Source organism: Citricoccus sp. I39-566 (assembly GCF_031432995.1).
Taxonomy (GTDB): domain Bacteria; phylum Actinomycetota; class Actinomycetes; order Actinomycetales; family Micrococcaceae; genus Citricoccus; species Citricoccus nitrophenolicus_A.
In genome coordinates this window covers 2,190,523-2,211,162 of the sequence record NZ_CP133842.1, presented here as the reverse complement: position 1 = coordinate 2,211,162, position 20,640 = coordinate 2,190,523, and the positions used below count along the sequence as shown (strand labels likewise).

The 20,640-nt window shown below is 71.1% G+C and carries 21 protein-coding genes; 8 read left to right on the top strand and 13 right to left on the bottom strand.

Going from position 1 to position 20,640, the window contains the following annotated elements:
• Positions 1-25 precede the first annotated feature (25 nt).
• From RE421_RS10140 to mftA, 9 genes are all read right to left on the bottom strand, one after another.
• Positions 26-847, bottom strand: coding sequence for a mycofactocin-coupled SDR family oxidoreductase (locus RE421_RS10140; RefSeq protein WP_309809345.1), 822 nt, complete (start codon positions 845-847; stop codon positions 26-28).
• A 70-nt stretch (positions 848-917) separates the two neighbouring features.
• The gene (gene mftD, locus RE421_RS10135) at positions 918-2,198 is read right to left on the bottom strand and encodes a pre-mycofactocin synthase MftD (RefSeq protein ID WP_309809343.1); all 1,281 of its coding nucleotides are present in this window, start codon (positions 2,196-2,198) and stop codon (positions 918-920) included.
• Positions 2,199-2,243: 45 nt separating this feature from the next.
• Positions 2,244-3,146, bottom strand: coding sequence for a VWA domain-containing protein (locus RE421_RS10130; protein WP_309809341.1), 903 nt, complete (start codon positions 3,144-3,146; stop codon positions 2,244-2,246).
• Between the two features lie 72 nt (positions 3,147-3,218).
• Positions 3,219-4,208 carry a MoxR family ATPase gene (locus RE421_RS10125; protein ID WP_309809339.1) on the bottom strand — a complete coding sequence of 330 codons (990 nt, stop codon included), beginning with the start codon at positions 4,206-4,208 and terminating at the stop codon, positions 3,219-3,221.
• 56 nt (positions 4,209-4,264) lie between these two features.
• Positions 4,265-5,107, bottom strand: a complete 843-nt coding sequence (locus RE421_RS10120; RefSeq protein WP_309809337.1) for a mycofactocin-coupled SDR family oxidoreductase — start codon at positions 5,105-5,107, stop codon at positions 4,265-4,267.
• A 48-nt stretch (positions 5,108-5,155) separates the two neighbouring features.
• A complete protein-coding gene (locus tag RE421_RS10115; protein ID WP_309809335.1) occupies positions 5,156-6,004 on the bottom strand; it encodes a mycofactocin-coupled SDR family oxidoreductase in 849 nt (282 codons plus the stop codon).
• Between the two features lie 98 nt (positions 6,005-6,102).
• Positions 6,103-7,362: a mycofactocin radical SAM maturase gene (gene mftC / locus RE421_RS10110; protein WP_309809334.1), complete on the bottom strand. Its 1,260-nt coding sequence runs from the start codon at positions 7,360-7,362 to the stop codon at positions 6,103-6,105.
• Between the two features lie 16 nt (positions 7,363-7,378).
• Positions 7,379-7,699 (bottom strand): mycofactocin biosynthesis chaperone MftB, encoded by a 321-nt coding sequence (gene mftB, locus RE421_RS10105; protein ID WP_309809332.1) that lies wholly within the window; start codon positions 7,697-7,699, stop codon positions 7,379-7,381.
• Between the two features lie 2 nt (positions 7,700-7,701).
• Positions 7,702-7,797: a mycofactocin precursor MftA gene (gene mftA, locus RE421_RS10100; protein WP_309809330.1), complete on the bottom strand. Its 96-nt coding sequence runs from the start codon at positions 7,795-7,797 to the stop codon at positions 7,702-7,704.
• Positions 7,798-7,989: 192 nt separating this feature from the next.
• Between mftA and mftR the strand changes: the two genes are divergently transcribed.
• The 3 genes from mftR (at position 7,990) to RE421_RS10085 (ending at position 10,932) form a co-directional block, all read left to right on the top strand.
• Positions 7,990-8,658, top strand: coding sequence for a mycofactocin system transcriptional regulator (gene mftR / locus RE421_RS10095; protein WP_309809326.1), 669 nt, complete (start codon positions 7,990-7,992; stop codon positions 8,656-8,658).
• Complete coding sequence (gene mftE / locus RE421_RS10090) at positions 8,655-9,341, top strand: mycofactocin biosynthesis peptidyl-dipeptidase MftE (protein ID WP_309809324.1); 687 nt, start codon at positions 8,655-8,657, stop codon at positions 9,339-9,341. The genes mftR and mftE overlap by 4 nt, the downstream gene beginning before the upstream one ends.
• Positions 9,342-9,555: 214 nt before the next feature.
• Positions 9,556-10,932, top strand: a complete 1,377-nt coding sequence (locus tag RE421_RS10085; protein WP_309809323.1) for a M14 family zinc carboxypeptidase — start codon at positions 9,556-9,558, stop codon at positions 10,930-10,932.
• Here the strand turns inward: RE421_RS10085 and mftF are convergent, their stop codons facing one another.
• The 3 genes from mftF to RE421_RS10070 all read right to left on the bottom strand — a co-directional run bounded on the left by mftF (position 10,933) and on the right by RE421_RS10070 (position 14,440).
• Positions 10,933-12,453, bottom strand: a complete 1,521-nt coding sequence (gene mftF / locus RE421_RS10080) for a mycofactocin biosynthesis glycosyltransferase MftF (protein WP_309809319.1) — start codon at positions 12,451-12,453, stop codon at positions 10,933-10,935. It lies immediately after the preceding gene.
• Positions 12,450-13,454 carry a hypothetical protein gene (locus RE421_RS10075; RefSeq protein ID WP_309809317.1) on the bottom strand — a complete coding sequence of 335 codons (1,005 nt, stop codon included), beginning with the start codon at positions 13,452-13,454 and terminating at the stop codon, positions 12,450-12,452. Before RE421_RS10075 ends, mftF begins: the two co-directional genes overlap by 4 nt.
• A 284-nt stretch (positions 13,455-13,738) precedes the next feature.
• A complete protein-coding gene (locus RE421_RS10070) occupies positions 13,739-14,440 on the bottom strand; it encodes a response regulator transcription factor (protein ID WP_309809315.1) in 702 nt (233 codons plus the stop codon).
• Positions 14,441-14,542: 102 nt separating this feature from the next.
• On the opposite strand from RE421_RS10070, the gene RE421_RS10065 reads away from it, so the two are divergent.
• The 5 genes from RE421_RS10065 to RE421_RS10045 all read left to right on the top strand — a co-directional run bounded on the left by RE421_RS10065 (position 14,543) and on the right by RE421_RS10045 (position 19,638).
• A complete protein-coding gene (locus RE421_RS10065; protein WP_309809313.1) occupies positions 14,543-15,235 on the top strand; it encodes a sensor domain-containing protein in 693 nt (230 codons plus the stop codon).
• Positions 15,236-15,240: 5 nt separating this feature from the next.
• Positions 15,241-16,527 carry a histidine kinase gene (locus tag RE421_RS10060; RefSeq protein WP_309809311.1) on the top strand — a complete coding sequence of 429 codons (1,287 nt, stop codon included), beginning with the start codon at positions 15,241-15,243 and terminating at the stop codon, positions 16,525-16,527.
• 62 nt (positions 16,528-16,589) lie between these two features.
• A complete protein-coding gene (locus RE421_RS10055; protein WP_309809310.1) occupies positions 16,590-17,534 on the top strand; it encodes an alpha/beta hydrolase in 945 nt (314 codons plus the stop codon).
• Positions 17,531-18,922: an alcohol acetyltransferase gene (locus RE421_RS10050; RefSeq protein ID WP_309809308.1), complete on the top strand. Its 1,392-nt coding sequence runs from the start codon at positions 17,531-17,533 to the stop codon at positions 18,920-18,922. The genes RE421_RS10055 and RE421_RS10050 overlap by 4 nt, the downstream gene beginning before the upstream one ends.
• Complete coding sequence (locus RE421_RS10045; protein ID WP_396134482.1) at positions 18,919-19,638, top strand: DUF6320 domain-containing protein; 720 nt, start codon at positions 18,919-18,921, stop codon at positions 19,636-19,638. Before RE421_RS10050 ends, RE421_RS10045 begins: the two co-directional genes overlap by 4 nt.
• On the opposite strand, the gene RE421_RS10040 is transcribed toward RE421_RS10045, so the two are convergent.
• Entirely contained in the window at positions 19,577-20,557 is a 981-nt protein-coding gene (locus RE421_RS10040; protein ID WP_309817277.1) for a bile acid:sodium symporter, read from the bottom strand. The two genes, RE421_RS10045 and RE421_RS10040, sit on opposite strands and share 62 nt — an antisense overlap.
• Between the last annotated feature and the right edge of the window lie 83 nt (positions 20,558-20,640).

Below are 20,640 nucleotides of genomic sequence, written 5' to 3'. Positions count from 1 at the left end.
CGGCTGACCGGGCCGGTCGCACCTCCTAGAAGTACTGCATGCCCTTGTCCACGCTGAGGTGCTCCGAGGTGATGGCTTCAGCGGCCGGCGAGACCAGGAAGGCCACGGCGTTGGCGATCGCCTCCGGCTCCATCCAGGCCGGCTCCATGAAGGCCTGGCCCATCTGGTTGACCTTGGGGTTCTCCGCGGTGGAGGACGCGATCTGGTCCGTCATCCCTCCGCCACCCATCGGCGTCGCCACACCGCCGGGATGGACGGAGTTCACCCGGATATCGTGCGGCCCCAGTTCCACGGCGAAGCCGCGTGTCAGGCCCACCAGGGCGTGCTTGGACGCGGTGTAGTGGATCATCATCGGCTGGACCTTCTTGCCGGCGTAGCTCGAGGTGATGACGATCGCCCCGCCACGACCCGCGGCGATCATGCGCTGGGCCGTGGCGGTGATGGTGTTCCACACGCCGGTCAGGTTGATGTCAATGGTGGCCTGCCATGACTCGTCCGTGATGTCCTGCCATCGGGCCGGCTCGCAGATGCCGGCATTGGCCACCACGATGTCCAGGCTGCCCAGGTCTGTCACGGCGCGGTCCGCGGCAGCCTTCAGGGCGTCCTTGTCACGGACATCGGCCTCCACGGCCAGGATGCGGCGGTCGAGCTCCTCGACCAGCCGGACGGTCTCGGCAAGGTCATCGGACGTCGCCGGCGGGTAGGGCAGGAAGTCCCCGACGGGTCCGGCGAGGTCCACGGCGACGATGTCCGCGCCCATGCCGGCCAGTTTGACGGCGTGCGCCCGCCCCTGGCCGCGGGCGCCGCCGGTGATGAAGGCGACCTTGCCCTGAAGTTCGTTCGACATGATGGTGCTCCGTTCTGGGGTGATCTCTGGGGTGAACCTGGTGAATCGGTAGCGGGCACGCCGCCCTTGACTACTCGCTCAGCCGCGGGCTGCTCGCCGGGCCGAGCCCGCTGCCCACTCCCTCGGCCACCGCCGAGCCCAGGGACGGGGCACCCCACACGTGTCCGTGGTCGCCGCCGGCGGTGATGGCGAATCCCGGGGGGATGAGGAGGTCGTCGGCGCTGATCTGGTCCAGGGTGGCGTGGCCGTTGCCCATCATGGCGGCCTTGAGCCCGTCCTTCATGATGTCCAGGACGTTCTCCACGCCGGACTGGCCGTTGGCGCTCATGCCCCACAGGTAGGCCCGGCCGATCAGTACGCCCCGGGCGCCCAGGGCGAGGGCCTTGTAGACGTGGGAGCCGCGGCGGATGCCGCCGTCGAGGTAGACCTCGACGTCGTCTCCCACCGCCTCGGCGACGGCCGGCAGCAGCCGGATGGTGGCCGGCGTCGTGTCCAGGTTGTTGCCGCCGTGGTTGGAGACGGAGATGGCGGTGACCCCGGCGTCCCGGGCGGCCTTGGCGTCGTCCACGCGGGTGATGCCCTTGACCATGAAGGGCCCGTCCCACTGCCGGCGCAACCAGGCGATGTCCTCCCAGGTCGGGATCTCCGTCTGGCGCCACCACCCCATGGCCTCGAAGAACCCCGGTGCGGGCTCTCCCTTCGGCACGGCGTTCGGCACGGACAGCTCCGGCGGCGAGAGGGTCTTGGCCCAGTCCATGGCGTAGTCGAACTTGCGTCCCAGGACGATCTCCGGGACGTACTTCAGGATGGTCTTGAGGTTCATCGCCTGCGGGATCTCGGGGCTGCCCCAGTCCCGGCCGTAGCCGTTGGTCCAGTCCAGGGAGATGATCAGCCCCGCCGTGCCCGCCTCCTTGGCGCGCTGGGCCAGGGCCAGCATCTGGTCACGGCCGCCGGACCAGTAGAGCTGGAAGAACGTCCGGCCCGGGTTCTCCGGCATGACGTCCTCCATGGCCTTGGAGGAATAGGCCCCCAGCCCCATCGCCGCGCCCCGGTTGTTCGCCGCTCGGGCCACGGCGATCTCCCCGTCCGGGTGCACCGCCTGCACGCCGGTCGGGGAGATCATGACCGGCAGCTCCACCGGCACGCCCATGATCGTGGTGGTGGTGTCCTGGGCCAGGGGATTGCCGGTGATCTTCGGGGCGAAGCCCAGCTCCGAGAAGGCGTCGATGTTGTTCTGCACGGTCATGCCACGCTCCGAGCCGGCCACCAGGGCCATGTACACGGACTTCGGCAGGCGTCTCTTCGCCCGGCGCTGGGCCTCTGCCACACTCTCGAACCACGGGTTTGTCATGGCGATGCCATCCTTTCTGTCGGTCATCTTGGTCTTGGTCGCTCGTCACGGACTGAGGATCCGGGTCAGGGCACCGGGTAGGTCCCGGAACGTCTGCACCGTCTCCAGCCGACCTCGGCCGAGCCGGGCCAGGGCACGGCCCATCTCGAGGTCCTTCTCCCCCGAGGTGTCGAGGAGGATGTCCAGCCGGGGTAGGGCGGGGGCCACCGTCCGCGGATCCGGACCGGCATTGTGCACGCAGTCGGAGAGCAGCAGCACCCGTCCCTCGGTCGAGGGGACCTGGGCGAGTTCGTCGCGGGCCAGGCGCAGGGGATGCTCCACGTTGGTCAGCCCCCGGGCCGGGATGCGCACGAGCGTCTCGAGGATCTCGGCCGGAGCCCCGGCGCGGCCCATGGGTGCGAGGATCGCGGCATCGGACCAGAACGCGATGACGGCCACGTCGTCCCGGGCGAACTCCCCCACCACGGCACCCACTGCCGCAGCAGCCGACCGGACCCGCTCGCCCCGCATGGACCCGGAGACGTCGAGGATCAGCACCATCGCCCGGCGTTGCCTGATCCGCTCGCGGACCACGATGTCCGAGGCCTCCGGTACCGGTTTGGCCACGAGGTTCTCCACCGTGGCCTCCAGGTCGATGTCCTCGGCGTCTCCTGCGAAGGGGAGCCGCTCCAGGTCCCCGAGCCCGCGCCGTGCGGCGGCCCTCCGCGGCGGTTGCGGGATCGACAGGGCCGCGGCGATCTCCCGGGCCCGGCGCAGCGCCTCGACGTCGGCCGGTCCGTCTAGGTCCTCCAGGTCGATGACCTGGCTGTCCTCCCCGGTCTCGCCCGGTGCCGCGCTCCCCCGGGCCCGCGCCCCCTCGCGGTCTCTCCCCGGCCCGCGGGCCACGAGCACCTGCCCGCCGCTCTCCGCGGCGGCCGGCAGGAAGACGGTCGGGTGCTCTTCGAGCACCTTCGGCCGGCGACGGCGGCCACTCGCCTTCTGGCTGCGGCGCACGATCAGCGATTCCGCCTCGATCTGCCTTCAACCCGGATCCGCGGCGGCCGGGTGCAGGATGAAGTGGTCCTCCCAGATCTCCCGCAGTACGCGCTCCGGAGTGGTCCCGGCGGCCTCATCCACGTGGATCCGTCCGGAGAGGGCCACCAAGGCGGACTCCAGGACTGCCTCCGCGTAACGGCGCCGGGTGTTCACCTGCGCCGTCACCCGCCCCTCTCCCGGGGAGTCAACACCGTGCAGGGCGAGCAGCTGCGCGGCCACCAGGGCCAGGTCGATCGCACCTCGCACCGAGCTGCCCTGCCGGGTGTCCTCGCGCTCGCGGGTGGCCCGGGTCAGCGCGACGGCGTCCGTGACCAACGCGGAGGCAAGGTCCGTCGGGACGTCCTGGCCGCCGTCGGGCCCCAGGCCGGTGCGCAACGCCACGATCCGACGCTCGGCCTCCGCACCCTGGTACCCGACGACGAGCCGGTTGAACCGGTCGTGCACGGACGTGGACAACCGCGTGGTCCCCACGTGGTCGTAGGGGTTCATCGAGCCGATGATGCGGAAGGTCGGCTGGGCCGTGATGGTGCCGATCCGCGGGATGGTGACCTGCCGCTCCGCCATGGCCGTCAGCAGCGTGTTGAGCGTGTCATCCGGCGCCCGGTTGAACTCCTCCATGTAGAGGAAGCCGCCCTCCCGCATGGCCCGCACCAGCGGGCCGTCCACGAAGTTCTCATCCCGGTAGCCCTCCCGCAGGACACGGGCGGGGTCATGCCCTCCGAGGAGCTTCGACGGGGTGAGGTCCGCGTTGCCCTCCACCAGGACGAACGGGATGCCCCACTCCTCCGCGATGGCCCGCAGGATCGTGGACTTGGACGTCCCCGGGGGGCCCTCCAGCAGGATGTCTCGTCCGGCCGCCACCGCGGCGAGGACCAGATCGAGTTCGCGTTCCCGGCCGACCACGCGGTGACCCACGCTGCCGCGGACCCTGGTCAGGTGGCCCGCGTTCCGCGTGACGGTGGTCTGGTCGTCCATTCTTCCCCTTGGTGCAGTCCTCGTTGCATTCCTCGTTGCAGTCCTCATCGGGTGTCCTACTGGACGGCCGCGCCTCCATCGACCGGTATCTGGCCACCCGAGACGTAGTACGACTCATCGGAGGCAAGCCAGAGCACTGCGTTGGACACGTGGACGGGCTCGATCCAGGCCTTGCCGAAGGGGTTCAGCCCGGCGAAGGCGGGCTCGGCGTCAGAGGCCGTCGGTTCGTCCAGGTCCGGCCGGAAGAGCCCGTACGTTCTCTTGTTCTTGACCATCGGCGTGTCAATCGAGTTCGGGTGGATGGTGTTGACCCGGATTCCGTGGGGTCCCAGCTCGTTCGCCAGAACCTTCATCAACCCGACGATCCCGTGCTTCGCGGTCGTGTACGCCGCGACGTTCGCCAAGCCCTTGAATCCTGCGAGAGAGGAGATGATGATGACGGACCCCCCTGCGCCGGCCTTGATCAGGTGTTCGGCTGCAGCGGCGTAGGTGTGCCACACCCCCGTGAGATTGATGTCCTGGATGTCCTTCCACGACGTCTCACTGACCTGGTGCGTGTCCGTCCCGAACGTGAAGATCCCCGCGTTGGCCACGATGGCGTTGACGGCACCGAGTTCGGCCACACCGTCATGGACCGCCGACTTCAGCGCGTCGAGATCGCGCACGTCCGCCACCCGGGTGACGATCCGCCGGTCCAAGGCTTCCACGAGTCTCGCGGTCTCCTGGAGCTCATCCTCTCCCGGCAGGTCGTAGAAGCCGTCAAGGCTCTCCACGGGTGCACAGAGATCGACCGCGATGATGTCCGCGCCCTCCTCAGCCAGTCGGACGGCGTGGCTCCGCCCCTGTCCCCGGGCTGCGCCCGTGATGAAGACAACCTTGCCGTCCATGCGTCCTGCCATGATGTGACTCCTCTGTAGAGTTGCGTGCTGTTCTTCGGGGGGATGGCGTCAGAAGACGACGGATTTGAGGCCGGCGCCGGCGTCGACGGGCAGCGGGACTCCGGTGATGTAGCGACCCTCATCAGAGGACAGAAAGAGCACGGCGTTGGAGATGTCCACCGGCTCGACCCATGGGATCGGCAGGGAATTCATGGCCTGTGAGGTCGCGGCGAAGTCCTCATCCGTGGGATTCTCCAGGTCGGGCCGGAAGAGCCTCTTGGTGGCCTCGTTCATGATCATGGGCGTGTCCACCTGGGTCGGGTGGATGGAATTGACCCGGATGCTGTAAGGAGCCAGCTCGATGGCCAGGGTCCGCATCAGTCCGACGAGGCCATGCTTGGCTGAGACGTAGTGGGCGATGTTGCCCATGCCCTTGAGACCCGCCAGCGAGCTGGTGAGGACGATCGAGCCGCCGTTGCCTCCGGCCTTGAGGTGCGGGATGGCGGCCTTGACCGTGTGCCAGACGCCGGTGAGGTTGATGTCGATCATCGACTGCCACCCGCCCTCGGATAGGACGTCGGCCTCAGCCATCTCCCCCGAGATTCCCGCGTTGGCCGAGACGATGTCGATGCGGCCGAACTCCGCCATGCCCTCCTCCGCGAGGGCCTTCAGGGCATCGAAGTCCCGGACATCGGCCTGCTTGGCGATGATGCGCCGGTCGAGCGCCTCGACCTGACGGACCGTCTCCGCCAGGTCCTCGGCGGAGGGGCCCGCATAGGGAACGTGTTCGACATCCTGGCAGATGTCGAACGTGATGATGTCGGCGCCCTCCTCCGCGAGACGCACAGCGTGGCTTCTGCCCTGCCCGCGCGCGCCGCCGGAGATGAACGCGACCTTGCCTTCGAGACGTGCACCCATGCTGATCTGACTCCATGTTCTGATTGCTGTGAGATGGCTTGACGGTGAGTGAAGATGGACGTGATGCGGATGTGGTGGGACGGCGGAGAGGGATTCGGTCAGGACGACGAGGCCGCGGAGGCGCCCGGGGGCACGAATCCGGCCAGGGGGTCGATCTCGCAGGCGCTGACCGGGGGCCGGGCGGGGGCGCCCATGCCGATCGTCACCGCGACGGGGCGGGACTTGGCCCGGGGCCGGGGCGGGGAGGTCCGGTGGGAGCGGTCGACGCTGGGCCGGGGCTTGCTGTGGTCCTCCTCCCGGCCCTGGAGGAGGTCCTCCCCCAGGCCGCGCACGCACTCGGGATCCGGACCGTCCAGGGGCAGCCCGGTGAAGAACTTCGCCGCCATGCACCCCCCGCGGCAGGAATCCAGGAACTGGCATCCGGAGCACGCCCCGCCGGTCTGGGGCTCGCGCAGCTCGGTGAACAGTTCCGCACCCCGCCAGACGCTAGCGAACCCGCCGTCGGTCACCGTGTTGCCGGCCTTGAACTCGTCGTGGATCGCGAACGGGCAGGCGTAGACGTCGCCCACCGGGTCGATCAGGCACACCACCCGGCCGGCACCGCACAGGTTCAGCCCCGGAAGGGTCTGCCCGTAGGCCGAGAGGTGGAAGAACGAGTCCCCGGTCAGCACCCCCTCACCGTGGGCCACCAGCCAGTCGTAGAGCTCCCGCTGCTGCTCCGGACGCGGGTGGAGGTCATCCCACACATCCACCGCACGGCCGGAGGGACGCAGGCGGGTGATCCGCAGCGTGGCTCCGTACCGGTCCGCGAGGGCCTTGAACTCGTCCAGCTGCGGGATGTTGTGCCGAGTCATGACCACGGAGATCTTGAAGCCCTCCACCCCGGCATCACGGAGGTTCTCCATGGCCCTCACGGCCAGGTCGAAGGAGCCCTGGCCCCGTAGGGCGTCGTTGACCTCGGCGGTGGCCCCGTCCAAGGAGATCTGCACGTCGATGTACCCGTTGTCCGCGATCCGCTGGGCGGCAGCGGCGTCGATGCGCACGCCGTTGGTGGAGAACTTCACGCCCACATCGTGGCTGGTGGCATACTCGACGATCTCCCAGAAGTCGGAGCGGACGGTCGGCTCGCCACCGCCGATGTTCACGTAGAAGACCTGCATCCGCTGCAGCTCATCGATGATCTCCTTGCACTGCTCGGTGCTCAGCTCGTTGGGGTCTCGGCGTCCCGAGGCCGAGAGGCAGTGCGAACAGCTCAGGTTGCAGGCGTACGTCAGCTCCCAGGTCAGGCAGATCGGGGAATCCAGTCCGCGTTCGAAGTGGTCGATGAGGCTCGGACGGCGCTCGGGGGCAAGGGTCACAGCAAACTCCAGGGGTTCAGGCGTGGCGGGGGGCCGGCAGCAGCATGTCCGTCTCGGCCAGTCGTTGCAGGGCGGACACGTATCCGGGGCGTGCCCCGTCCTCGACGCCGAGGGCCGCGAAGGTGGAATCCACACTCGGGAAGTCGGCCAGCGCGGTGACCAGCTCCACGAGCCGGGTGTCCTTGAGGAAGCTCAGGCGGCGGGTGCCGAAGTGATACAGCAGCGCACCGAAGGGCTCGGGGCGGACGGCGACGCGGGGGTTCAGCTGCCAGGCCGTCCCGGGATCGAGGACGAGCCCCGATCCCGTGACCGCCGGCGTGGACGTGGTGGTCGTCACGGTCAGTAGACCCCGCACATGCCGTCGATTGAGACGTCCTCGACGAGGTCGTCCGCCGTGACTTCGGTGCTGGTGGAATGGGCAGTGGACTGGTCCATGGTTCCTCCCGGGAGAATGGTGCTGGAGACTGTGAGTTGTATCACTCACCTGTAGGGACCATAAATGACACCCGGTGCCAATGCAATGGATTTCCCGCGCGAAGGTGGAGAATCTGGGAAGGTCGGGAATCGGCGGACACCGTCGGACCATCAGGCTTCCGCAGGGTGGAAGAACACGTGACAGGAGGGGCCATGACGGGGTTGGATCACCCGGCCGAGCCGGACCGCCCACTGGGCCGGCCTCGGGCCACCACCCATGATGAGCTCGAGGCCATCGGCATGGACCTGTTCGGCCGTAGGGGCTATGAGAACGTCTCGGTGCAGCAGATCGCGGAAGCCGCGGGAGTCTCCCGCCGCACCTTCTTCCGCTACTTCCCCACCAAGTCAGATCTGCCCTGGGGCGATTTCGCCCAGGAGGTCGACCGCCTGCGCTCCACCCTGGCCCTCGTCCCGGACCAGCAGCCGCTCATGGCGGCGCTGCGGCGCGCCGTCGTCGAGTTCAACCGCGTACCCGCCGAGGCGGTCGAGCAGCACCGCGCCCGCCTGGGGCTCATCCTGTCCGAACCGGAACTCATCGCCCGGTCACTGCTCAAGTTCCAACTCTGGCGCGAGGTGATCGCCGAGTTCGCCGGACGGAGGCTGGGCATGCCCGGCTCGTCCTTCCTGCCCGAGCTGATCGGTGAGATCGCCCTGTCAGCGGCCGTGGCAGCCTACCGCGAATGGATCCCCCACCCCTCGGCGGACCTGCCGACCCTTATCGACACGGCCTTCGAGGCGATGACGGATCTCGAGGGATTGGAACACGGCAGCGCCGCGACGCTCGCCCAGCGGATCGCGCTGCCGGACGGGAGATCACCATGAGACTCGTCGATACCACCTGGCCGGAGGTCCGTCCCGAGTCCTTCGGCGGGCGGGCACCGATCCTGGTGGTCCCGGTCGGCGCCCTCGAACAGCACGGGCCCCACCTGCCCCTGGATACGGACGCTGCCGTCGCCGCGGCCATCGCCGCGGCCGTCGCCGCGGAGCGGGACCACGCGGCGCTCGCCCCGACCCTCCCTTTCGGGGCGAGCGGTGAACATGCCGGCTTCCCCGGCACCCTGTCCATCGGGGCCGACGCCCTGCACCACATCCTCATCGAACTCGTCCGCAGCTCCACCCCGACCTTCGCGGCCGTCATGGTGATCAACGGCCACGGCGGCAACGTCGACGCCCTTCGCTCCGCCGCCGCGCTGTGCACGGCGGAGGGACGCACGCTGCTGCCCCACCCTCTCGGACTGCCCGGCATGGACGCCCACGCCGGGCGGACCGAGACCTCGCTCATGTTGCACCTGGACCCCTCCCGCGTCCGCCTGGACCGGGCCGCCCCGGGCAACACCGCGCCACTGACAGTCCTGCTGCCCGAGTTGCGCACCCATGGCGTCCGGGGCGTCAGCCCGAACGGCGTGCTCGGGGACCCGACCGGGGCCAGCGCCGCGGAGGGGGCCGAGCTGTTCGACACGCTCGTGGAGCGCGCCCTCACCGCCTTCGACCGCCTGCCGGGCTGACCTCCAGTCGCCCTCCTCCCGGCACCCGCCCCGCACTCTCCCCGCGCTCTTCCCCCGGCGCCGCGAACCGCCACTCAGGCCTTGACTGTTGTGGAATACGTCACATCTACTGGGCTCCGTCCACAGGCCGCGCCCCAGGACGACGGGTCCCGAAGGTGCTGCCTCAACAATGCGGAGGGGAACACCCATGGGAAAGCGGAGAACTCTGGGATCAATGGCGTGCGCGGTGGCCATGGTCGGCACCGCGCTGGTCGCCGGACCGACGGCGGCCACGGCAGACAACCCGGACAGAACAGCAGCCCACCAGGCAGCCGTCAGCACGGCGGCCGTCGACTCGCAGGCACTCGAGCAGTCGTTGACCGAGGCACCGTCGAAAGGCCTGCAGACCCCGTTCGAGGCCAGCAACGGGGCGAACTGGACCACGGTCGAGCAGGCGCAGGCCTTCCTGGAGGACCTGGAGGCCTCCAGCGAACGCGTCGCGCTCCACGAGGTGGGAACCTCCGGTGAGGGCCGGCCGATCAATCTGATGACGATCGGCTCTCCGGCACCGAAGTCCCCGGAGGACATCGCCGAGGGCTCGTTCATCCTCTTCAACTGCTCCATCCACGGCAATGAGCCCTCCGGACGGGAGGGTTGCCTCCAGTTGGCCCGGGACATGAGCACCACCAGCGACCCCGCGTGGAACCGCCTCCTGAGGCAGACCACCGTGGGGTTCATCTACACGAACCCTGACGGCTGGGTGGCCGATACGCGCGGCAACGCCGACGGCACGGACGTGAACCGGGACTTCATGGCCCTCGAGACCCCGGAGGCCCAGGCCCTGGCGACGGTGATCCGGGACTGGAACCCCGATGTCCTCAACGACCTGCACGAGTACGGACCCCGGGAGTACTACGACACGGCGGCCCTGGTGCTCTGGCCGCGGAACAGGAACGTGGACGAGACCATCCACCGACTCTCCGAGCGGATGGTCAACGACTACACGGGAGCCCAGATCGAGGCCAACGGCATGACCAGCGGGATCTACGGGCTCCTGATCAAGGACGGCGTGCCGTTCCAGCAGGTCGCCGGGGACGGCCAGGCCCGGATCCTGCGCAATTACGCCGGCCTCAAGCACGTCACGGGGCAGTTGACCGAAGCGGCCTCCGGACCGGTGACCGCCGAGGAGGAGAACGATCCGCTGCTGACCAACCGCCGCCGGGTCTCGGTGCAGTACGCCAGTTCCGTCGGCTCGCTGGCCATGATCTCGGAGAACCGCACCCGCCTGGCGCGGCAGTCTGAGGCTGCGGCCCAGCGGGCCACCGAGGCCGGCGCCTCGCAGTCCGGCGTCGTGTACTTCGAGGGCCAGGACAACATGGTCCCGACCACGCCGGAGGGCGCTGAGCCGGATCCCATGTGCGGCTACCAGCTGACGGGGGCCCAGCTTGAGGAGCTGGCCTCGACGCTGGAGCTCCAGGACGTGGCCTGGGAGGAGAACGCCGACGGGGCCTTCGTGTCCATGGCCCAGCCGAGCCGGCCGCTGATCCCGCTGCTGCTGGACGAGCGCTCCGAGTTCGGCCTGGTGGCGGCCACGCCCCTGGACGACTGCTGATCAGCGCCCACGCCACCGCGGCAGGAGCACCGCGAGGTGCCGGGAGCGCACGGCGACCCGGATCACCCCGGTCCCGTACGCGGCGTCCGCGCCGAGCCGCAGCGCGAGGTGACGCGCCGGGTCCAGGGGGGCGCCGGCGTCGTCCGCCGGGGTGCCGGCACCCTGCCGGTGCTGCCAACCGTGCCGGGCGGCCCGCAGGGTGTCCGGCACGGTGGGCAGCATCCCGAGCACGACGGCGGCGCGGGCCACCGCGCGCACCCGCGGCACCGGGGCGAAGGACAGGACCACGGCCGCGGCACCGAGGGGCCACCACTCGCGGCGCAGCGCGTGGCCGATCGCGGTGGCCTCGGAGCGCAGACCCAGCACGGCGATCTCCACCCCGGCGGAGGCCGGCAGCCCGCGCTTCCGGAACCGTTGCACCGAGACGCCGACCTGCAGGCCCAGGCCGAGTGCCGCCGTCACGGAGCCCACGGCACGGCCCATCCGGCCGCCCCCGGCCGCCACCGCGGCTCCGGCCAGCATCGTCAGGCCGGGCCAGCCCAGGGCGGCGGGCGCCAGCCGCCCGGGGTACCGCCGGTCCAGCGGGACGGCCGAGGAGCCATAGGCGGCGTGGCGGCGGGCCCAGGCCGCCACCCCGGACCGGACCTCGTGGTGGACCTCCGCGTCCGGCACGTAGCGGACCGTCCACCCGGAATCCACCAGCCGCCACACCAGGTCCACGTCCTCTCCCACCCGCAGTCCGGGTTCGAACGGCGGATCCGGCAGCGCCGCACGACGGACCACCAGGGCGGCCGTGGGGACGTAGCCGACCTGCCCGCCGGGGGCCACGCGGCGGGCATGGGGGCCGAGGTCCAGTCCACCCCGCCGGGCCTCGAAGCGCTCCAGCACGCTGCCGGGTCCCGCCCCGGTGACCGTGCCGCGTACCCGGGGGGCGACGGCGGCCACGCCCGGGTCCTCGAAGTGCGGCACCAGCCGGTCCAGCCAGTCCCGCGTCGGCAGGGTGTCCGCATCCAGGAGGGCCACCAGCTCGGCGGTGGTGGCGGCCAGCCCGGCGTTGCGCGCGCCTCCCGGTCCGCGGTTCTCCGGGAGCACGATCAACCGGGCGTCGTGCTCCGCGCAGACGCGCGCGATCTCGCGCGCCTCGGGCTCGGCGGAGCCGTCATCCACCACGGTGACCCGGAGGCGACGGGCCGGCCCAGCCGCGGCCAGGGCGGCCAGGAGCCGGCCCAGCGGAGCCGGCGAGCCGTAGACCGGCACCACGGCCTCAATCTCCTCCGGACGCGGGGGACGGGGTGGCAGCACGGGTAACGCCAGTCCGCGGTCCACCAGCAACCGTGCCGTGGCCTGTTCGATCTCATCCCCGGGGAGCGCCGGCCCGGCCCCGGGCCGTAGGACGCCTCGCGCCCAGGAACGGGCCGGCGCCGAGAGCCGCGCCAGTCCCCACGGTGAACCACCGAAGAGCAGTTCGCCGGAGCGGCGGGTGTATGCACCGTGCGTCCGCAGGATGGGCCGCGACGTCATGAGGCGTTCGTCGTGATCAGGTGCTCGCCGACCGCCCGCGCCATGCCGGGGTTCTCGAGATAGCCGACGACCGCGTGCGGCTCCTGTCCGGTGTCGATCCTGAGGTCACGGACCTGTCCGGGCACGGCCTCGGCCAGGTAGGGGGCCAGCGGGTTCAGGATGGCGACGACGTCCCGGGCGTCGTAGCCGTTGTGCCAGGATCCGGCCGCGACCGGAACGGAGGCGGGGACCGGCGCCGGCGACACTCCCCCGTGGCCCAGCAGGTGTTTCTGCACGGCCGGCAGACCCAGGGGGCTGCCGGTGGTGACCAGCAGGGAGACCGGTCGATCGGGTTCCCGGCGGGTCAGCAGATCGTAGGCCACCACGCTGCCCAGGCTGTGGGCGATGATCACCAGCGGCTCTCTCCGTGGCACCCCGGCCAGCGCCTCCTCGACGAGGTCCAGCACCATTTCCCGCACCTCGGCGCAGCCCAGGTAGTAGGCCACGTCCGTGAACTGGCTCTCGATCACGCGGGCCGAGACACCAGCCTGCCGGGCCAGGTGCTGCAGGACGTCCCGCAGCCACGGGACCCTCAGCAGCTCGTCCAGGGTCCACCACGGACGCCCGACGCCGGCCGGGACACCGCGCGCCGTGGGCTCGCCGTCTGCGAAGGGTCGCCGGGGCGGCAGGTGCGTGACGACGTCGTCGAGCAGGTCGGCCTTGACCTCACAGACGGCCTGGACGTCATCCGGCATCGGGTGGCCGGTGGTCCAGAGCGCCAGGTCGGGCCCGGGGCCGTCTGACTCGCGCGCATCCACGGCATCGCGGAAGGCATTGCCGTAGAAGGGGAACACCACCGGGGCCTCAGCCGGCACACGATCCAGGCCGGCCGCCGCCAGTCCCGTGTTCAACGCCTGCAGCCAGCGACCGCGGATGTCCGCCGCGAAGGCGGGGACGCGGTCCACGGGGAAGTCCCTGGGGGTGTGCTGGCCGCGGCCGTGGAGGAGCACCAGCGTGGTCATGCCCCTCCTCGTGACGGTCCGGCGTGTGAGTCGAGGATAGCCTGCGGGATCCTCGGCCGGTCCAAGACGCTGGCCAGTGCCAGGCGCGCCAGGTGGACCGCCGGCCGGTACTCCCTGAGGCACCGCTCCAGGCGCGCCTCGGCCACGGCGGCTTCCGGCCGGCGGCGAGCTGGTCCCGGCCTGGGCCGACTGGCCAACCTGTCCCGCTGCCTGCTCCATGGCCCATGACTGAGGACCCCCGCGGACGCGATAAGGATTCGGGTCCCCCATCCGTGGAACGGCCCTCAGGACCCGGCGCTGACCAGCCCGGACTCGTAGGCGGTGACCACGATCTGCGTCCGGTCCCGCAGACCGAGCTTGGCCAGGATCCGGGACACGTGGGTCTTGATCGTCTGCTCGGACAGGAACAGTTCGGCGGCGAGCTCGGCGTTGGAGCGGCCGGTGGCCACGAGCCGCATCACGTCCAGCTCGCGGTCGGTCAGTGGCCCCAGCACGGTGATGTCCGGCGTCCGGACGGCGGGGCGGGAGACGTAGTCGGCGATGAGCTTCTGGGTGATGGACGGGGCCAGCAGCGCCTCTCCCCCGGCGACCACCCGCACGGCGCCGGCCAGGTCCTCGGCGGTGGCGTCCTTGAGCAGGAATCCGCTGGCACCGGCCTGCAGGGCGGCGAAGACGTACTCGTCCGCGTCGAAGGTGGTCAGCATGATCACGCGCGGATGCTGGTCACCGGGCATGGCGAAGATCGATCGGGTGGCGTCCAGGCCGTTGACCCTCGGCATGCGGATGTCCATGAGCACCACGTCCGGCCGGGCCTTCCGCACGAGGTCCACCACCTCGGAGCCGTCGGCCGCGCTCCCGACCACGCTCATGTCCTCCTGGGCATCCAGGAGCGCACCGAACCCCTGACGCACCATCGCCTGGTCGTCCACGATCAGGATCCGGATGGGGCGGGCCTCGGAGAAGGGTTCATCGGTGGTGTCGGTCACCGGGCCAGCCTATCGCCGTCCCTCCCACGTATCCCTGCGCCACCCACAGGATCACCTGCCCGGGTGACGACCGCACGCGGACCGCACCCTACCTTCGACATCATGAAACGCACCCTCACGCACCTCGGCCGCGACTTCGCCTACGTCCTGCCCGGATTCTTCATCTCCCTCTTCGCCTTCATCCTGCTCGTCCCCCTCTTCACGCTCGCCCTGGGCACCGCCGTCCTCTGGATCGGCGTCTGGCTCCTGCCGATCGTCCTGCTGATCGCCGGCGGCTTCGCCGAGCTCTCCCGCAGCCGCGTCCGGCTGTGGGGCGGCCGGATGGACCAGCCCGCGTACCGCGAGCGCGGCTCCGCCGGTCACGGTCTCCTGCGCTGCGCCACGGATCCGCGCCGATGGCTGGACCTGCTGTTCGAGACCCTGATCGCTTTTCCGATGCGCATCGTCACCTTCGTCCTGTCCGTCACCTGGGCCGCCGTGGCCCTCGGCGGACTCACGTACGTCCTCTGGGGTCACTACATCCCCCGGGGTGAGAACGAGTTCCCGCTGGTCGGGGGGATGCTGGAGGCCCTGACGTACGGCGCCGTCGCCGATGGCCTCGCCAGCAGCTACCTGGTGGAATCCCTCGTCTACCTCGTCCTCGGGGTCCTCTTCACCCTCACGCTGCCGCTGGTCATGCGCGGGATCGCCCTGCTGGACGCCACCACGACGGCGGCCGCGCTGGGTGCCGCTGGCGAGTCCGGTCCCACGGTGGCCGGCTGGCGGCCCACCTCCCCCGCAGCCCCGGTAGCGTGAGCACCATGCGGGCCACCCAGAGCGGACCCCTGGCCCAGACCCCGGTCAGCTTCTCCTCCACCGGCTGGCTGTACCTCCTCACGGGATTCGGGGCCGTGGCGCAGTTGTCCATCGGCTGGCCGGTCCTGGCGGCCGTCCACGAGGCGCACGTCCTGGCGGCCATGGTCGCCTCGATGCTCCTCGCCGCCGCACTGCCCGTGGCCGTCCATCGGCCGCGCCTCGGCATCCTGCTGGGTGCCGTCGGGGCCCTGCTCTCCTCCCTGACCGTGGACCCGTTGTCCGGCCCCTGGCCGTGGCCGGTCACGAGCCTGATCTGGTATGTGTTCCTCGTGCTGCTCCTGGCCGCCACCGCCGGATGGCGGATGGGCGCGGCGGCCTGGCTCGCCGGCACCATGGTCTCCGTCCTGGGAATCACGCTGGTCGCGCCGGATCACGGGGATGGGGCCTTCGGAAACGTGATCGTGGTCGCCTCCCTCACCGCCGCCGCCCTCTCCATCGGCAGTGCGGTGCGGCAGCTGACCAGCAGCCGCCGGCAGCTCGTCCAGGAACGGCAGCTCACGGCCGAGGAGGAGACCAAGCGGCGCGAGCTGCAGCAGCGCAACCGGATCGCCCAGGAGCTGCATGACGTGGTGGCCCATTCCCTGTCCGTCATCTCCGTCCAGGCCACCACGGCGCCCTACCGGTTGCCCGGGATGGACGAGCCCACGCGCGGCGAGTTCGACTCGATCGCCGGCTCCTCCCGGCGGGCGCTGACCGAGATGCGCGGACTGCTGGCCGTGCTGCGCGGTGACGACGCCGCCGAGACGGCACCCCAGCCGACCATCGCGGACATCCCGGCCCTCGTGGCCAACGCCCGTGCCTCCGGGGCTCGCGTGGACCTGGAGATCGACCCGGAGCTGCTGCCCCAGGGCGGAGTGGCCGGCCCGGTGGACGCTGAGGCGACCACGGGTGACCCGACCACCGTCATCGGTGGGCCGAGCGCGGCGGGCGACTGGTCCGCCGTCGTACCCCCCGCCACCGGGCTCACCGCCTACCGGACCGTCCAGGAGGCGGTGAGCAACGCGCTGCGCCACGCCCCCGGCGCCGCGATCCGCGTGCAGGTCTCCATGGGGGACCTGATCGGCGTCCGGGTGGTGAACGGCCCGGCCACCCGCACGCTGGCGGTGCCCGCCCCGGGCGCCGGGCTGGGGCTGAAGGGCCTGACCGAGCGCGTCAGCGCGCTCGGTGGCACCGTCACCGCGGGCCCGACGCCGGACGGCGGGTTCACGGTGAAGGCCCGCCTGCCGCTGTGATCGGGGTGCCCCCGTTAGGGTGGGCGCATGGAACCGTCCGCCCCGGCCCTCGCCGTCCGACCGTGAACCGGCTGTCCCGGGCCGTGCTGGGCCTGTTCGCCGCGCCGCGGGTCAACATGCGGGAGGACTACGGGAAGGTCCGGCGGGTGCAGCAGCGACTGGCCGCGCTGTCCGGTCCGCGGTACCGGACCGCCTACCGGCAGACGGTGGCCGAGGTGGCCGGGCGACTGGTGCCGGTGCGGGTCTTCCAGCCGAGGCAGAAGCGGCGGGACGACGTCCTGCTGTTCTTCCACGGCGGCGGCTGGGTCACGGGGGACATCGAGAGCTACACCCCGGCGTGTGCCACGATGGCCGATCTCACCGGCTGCGTGGTGGCCTCCGTGGACTACCGCCTGGCGCCGGAGCATCCGTTCCCGGCGGGGCTCGAGGACTGCTTCGGCGTCGCCCGGCTCCTGCTTCAGGAACCGCACCGGGCCGGCATCGGCTCGGCCGGGAACGTGGTCCTGGTGGGCGATTCCGCCGGGGCCAACCTGGCCGCCGCCGTCTCCCTCATGCTCCGGGATCAGGGCTTGCGCACGGCCGGCCGGCAGATCCTGCTGTACCCGGTGACGCACTGGGACCACGACCCGCTGACCTCCCCCTTCGCCTCGGTCCGCCACCACGGCGAGGACTACCGGCTCACCAACACCGAGGTCCAGGACTACTTCGAGCTCTACGTGCCCGACCCGGTCCAGCGCCGGAACCCGCTCGTGGCCCCCCTGATGGCCACGGACCTGTCCGGGCAGCCGGAGAGTCTCGTGATCACCGCGGAGCTCGACCTGCTGCGCGACGAGGGCGAGGAGTACGGCCGGGCCCTGCGCGCGGCCGGCAACCAGGTGCGCATCCACCGGGTGGAGTCCGCGCTGCACGGGTTCATCGCCCTGCCCCGGTTCTCCCGCTCGCTGCGGGAGGCCTACGAGGTCATCGACGACTTCCTGGACGGCTCCCTCAACGGGGGCCCCACGTGACCGGGCGGACCTGGGTGCGGCTGGACAACGCCTCCAACATCTTCCTGGCGGCCCGGACCGATGCGGATCCGAAGGTGTTCCGGCTCAGCGCCGAGACGGACCACGAGGTGGATCCCGTCCTGCTGCAGCAGGCTCTGGACACCACGTACGAGAGCTACCCGCTGTACCACGCGGTGCTGCGCCGCGGCGTGTTCTGGTACTACCTGCAGGACAGTGACCTCCGTCCCCACGTCACCGGGGAGGAGCTGCACACCTGCGCGCCGATCTACCGCGCGGATCGGCGCACCCTGCTGTTCCGCGTGACGCACCACCTCCGGCGGATCAACCTGGAGGTGTTCCACGCCCTCTCCGACGGCACCGGCGCCCTGTGGTTCCTCACGGACCTGGTCACCGCCTACCACCGCCTGCGGCACCCGGACCAGCCGCACGAGCCGCGCCCGCTGGACCCCGAGCCGGCGCGCGGGCTGACAGGCGACAGCTTCGCCGAGTACTTCCGTCGGCAGGCCGCGCCGGCGGCCCTGACCGTCCCGGCGGCCGGCACGGTCAGGGAGCCCGGCCCGCCGGAGCCCTCGGCACAGAACCGGCGGCACCCGGCGCCCGCCGACCAGCGGGCGACGACGGTCTACCGGGTCCGCGGGACCCGCACCCCCGATCACCGCACGCGGGCCGTCGAACTCACGGTTCCCGCGCAGGACGTGCTGGCACTGGCCCGGGCCGAGGGGGTCTCCCTGACCCTGTACCTGACCGCGTTGTTCTTCGAGTCCATCCGCCGCTCCTCGGGCGGCCTGGGACGCCACCGGACGCTCGCGGTGTCCGTCCCGGTGAACCTGCGCCAGTTCTTCCCCTCCACCTCGGCGCGCAACTTCTTCGCCACGGTGCGGGTGGAGCACACCTACGGCGAGGGCGGGGGCGAGGAGGCGGACAGCATCGGCTCCGTCGCCCGCCAGCTGGAGGCCCAGTTCCGGCCGAAGGCCACCCCGGAGGCGCTCGAGGCGAAGCTGCGGCGGTTCATCCGGTTCGAGCGGATGCCCGTGCTGCGGGTGCTGCCGCGGCCCCTCAAGGACCTGATGCTGGGTTTGGTGAACCGCGCCACCAACCGGGGCCTGACCGTCGCGATCTCCAACATGGGCCGAGTGTCCCTGCCCGCGCCGGCCGAGGAGCACGTCGGCCGGATGTTCCTGCATGTCTCGGCGGCCCGCCCGCAGTTCTGCGTGGTCTCCCACGCCGGGCTGCTCACCGTGAGCTTCTCCTCGCCCTTCACCGAGACCGGGCACATCCGCGAGTTCGCCCGGGTACTCACCGGCCACGGGGTGGACGTGGCCGTGGCCGCGGCGCGGGTGACGGAGGAGGAACTCGCGGAGGTCGACCCCGGCGGGGTGCATCCGTGAGGCGCTGCGAGGAGTGCTCCGTGTCGATCGAGGGCGTGTGGTCCCGGTGCCCGCTGTGTGCCGCGCCGGTCGCTGCCCCGGCCGGTGCCTCGGGCGGCGCTCGGGCCGGAGGCGGGGGCCGGGACGCGGGCGCGGAGACCCCGAGTCCCCTGGCGGCCGTCCCGCTGGTCTTCTCCCGGCGGCGCGTGCTCAGAGCGCTGTTCCTCGTGTCCATCGCGCTGATCCTGGCCTCGTTCACGGCCCAGCTGCTGTTCGGGCGGGACCTGGACGGGCTGGGGGTCCTGCGCTCGGTGTGGCTGGGCGTGAGCGCCATGTGGCTGGTGGTGCTCATGGCCGTGCGCCAGCGGCGCAACATCGCCAAGAGCACGGCGTCCCTCGTGGTGCTGGTCAGCCTGGTCTGCGTGTACTGGGACTATCTCGGCGGGTGGCCCGGATGGTCCCTGACCTATGTGGTCCCCATCCTCTGTGCCTCCTCGATCGTCGCCCTGCTGATCACGGTCCGTGTGATGCGCATCGAGGAGGGCGAACACGTCGTCTACAGCGGACTGACGGTGCTGCTGGGCCTGACGCCGCTGGGCTTCCTGCTCCTCGGCTGGGTCACCCACCCGGTGCCCTCCGCGATCTGCGGCGGCCTCAGCCTCGTGGCCCTTGCTCTCATCCAGCTGGCCCGCGGGGCGTCCGTCCGCCACGAGCTCGCCAAGCGCCTGCACGTGTAGTCAGCACCCGTACCAGGGCCACCAGCACCACCAGTTCGACCATCGTCTGGGTCACCACCACGAGCGGGGCGAGCTCGAACCCCGCCGGCAGGACGAGCACGAGCGGCAGCACCACCAGCGAGTTCCGGGTCACCCCGCTGAAGACCACCGCCCGGCGGTCTCGGACCGCCAACCCGGCCACGCGCCCGGCCGCCGCCCCGAGGCCGAGCATGACCACGGCGAACGCCACGAACACCGGCACCACGGCGACCAGGCCGCCCAGGTGCGCGCCGACGTCGTGCACCTGGGAGGCCACCACCACCGCGAGGGTGGACATCATCAGCGGCACCATGGCCACCGCCCCGACCTGCTGCAGCAGGCGGCCCGTCCGCCACCGCGCGGCGGCCAGCTGGGTCAGCCAGGCGGCCAGGGCGGGCAGGGCGATGAGCCACCCGAAGGCCTCCACGAAGGGCCTCAGCTCGACCGCGTGGGCGAACTGTTCCCCCGCCATCAGCCGCAGGAACACCGGAAGCAGGAGCAGCTGCAGGAGCATCAGCAGCGGGGTGGCGGCCAGCAACCGGTCCGCCGCGCCCCCGGCCAGCCGCGTGAACACGATGACGTAGTCCACACAGGGGGTCAGCAGCACGAACAGCACCCCGACCAGGAGCACCCGGTCCTGCGCCACGAGGCGGGAGAGGCCGAAGGCCACGATCGGCACCAGCACGAAGTTGACCAGCAGCACCGCGGCCAGGAATCGCCGCTCCCGCAGGGCGCCACCCAGCTGCGCGAAGGGGACGGCCAGGAACGTGGCGTAGAGCAGCAGTCCCAGCACGGGGGTGATGGCCTGGCCCGCGGGCACCGCCACCGTCGGGACACCGAGCCCGACGCCGGCCCCGGCCAGCAGGGCGGCCAGGTACAGCGGGACCTGGTGCCGTTCCATCCACGCGACGATCCGCCGCAGGCCAGCGGCCCCTGGTGAATGCACGACCACCAGTCTGGCAGGTCCTGGGCGGGCGGCCGGCG

Excerpts from the sequence above, each read along its gene's own strand:
- mftA (WP_309809330.1), bottom strand. The coding sequence starts at position 7,797 with ATGGACCAGTCCACTGCCCATTCCACCAGCACCGAAGTCACGGCGGAC.
- RE421_RS10115 (WP_309809335.1), bottom strand. The coding sequence starts at position 6,004 with ATGGGTGCACGTCTCGAAGGCAAGGTCGCGTTCATCTCCGGCGGCGCG.
- mftF (WP_309809319.1), bottom strand. The coding sequence starts at position 12,453 with ATGACGTCGCGGCCCATCCTGCGGACGCACGGTGCATACACCCGCCGC.
- RE421_RS10060 (WP_309809311.1), top strand. The coding sequence starts at position 15,241 with ATGCGGGCCACCCAGAGCGGACCCCTGGCCCAGACCCCGGTCAGCTTC.
- mftR (WP_309809326.1), top strand. The coding sequence starts at position 7,990 with ATGACGGGGTTGGATCACCCGGCCGAGCCGGACCGCCCACTGGGCCGG.
- RE421_RS10040 (WP_309817277.1), bottom strand. The coding sequence starts at position 20,557 with ATGGAACGGCACCAGGTCCCGCTGTACCTGGCCGCCCTGCTGGCCGGG.
- RE421_RS10125 (WP_309809339.1), bottom strand. The coding sequence starts at position 4,208 with ATGGACGACCAGACCACCGTCACGCGGAACGCGGGCCACCTGACCAGG.
- RE421_RS10120 (WP_309809337.1), bottom strand. The coding sequence starts at position 5,107 with ATGGCAGGACGCATGGACGGCAAGGTTGTCTTCATCACGGGCGCAGCC.
- mftD (WP_309809343.1), bottom strand. The coding sequence starts at position 2,198 with ATGACAAACCCGTGGTTCGAGAGTGTGGCAGAGGCCCAGCGCCGGGCG.
- RE421_RS10065 (WP_309809313.1), top strand. The coding sequence starts at position 14,543 with ATGAAACGCACCCTCACGCACCTCGGCCGCGACTTCGCCTACGTCCTG.
- RE421_RS10085 (WP_309809323.1), top strand. The coding sequence starts at position 9,556 with ATGGCGTGCGCGGTGGCCATGGTCGGCACCGCGCTGGTCGCCGGACCG.
- mftE (WP_309809324.1), top strand. The coding sequence starts at position 8,655 with ATGAGACTCGTCGATACCACCTGGCCGGAGGTCCGTCCCGAGTCCTTC.
- RE421_RS10075 (WP_309809317.1), bottom strand. The coding sequence starts at position 13,454 with ATGACCACGCTGGTGCTCCTCCACGGCCGCGGCCAGCACACCCCCAGG.
- RE421_RS10140 (WP_309809345.1), bottom strand. The coding sequence starts at position 847 with ATGTCGAACGAACTTCAGGGCAAGGTCGCCTTCATCACCGGCGGCGCC.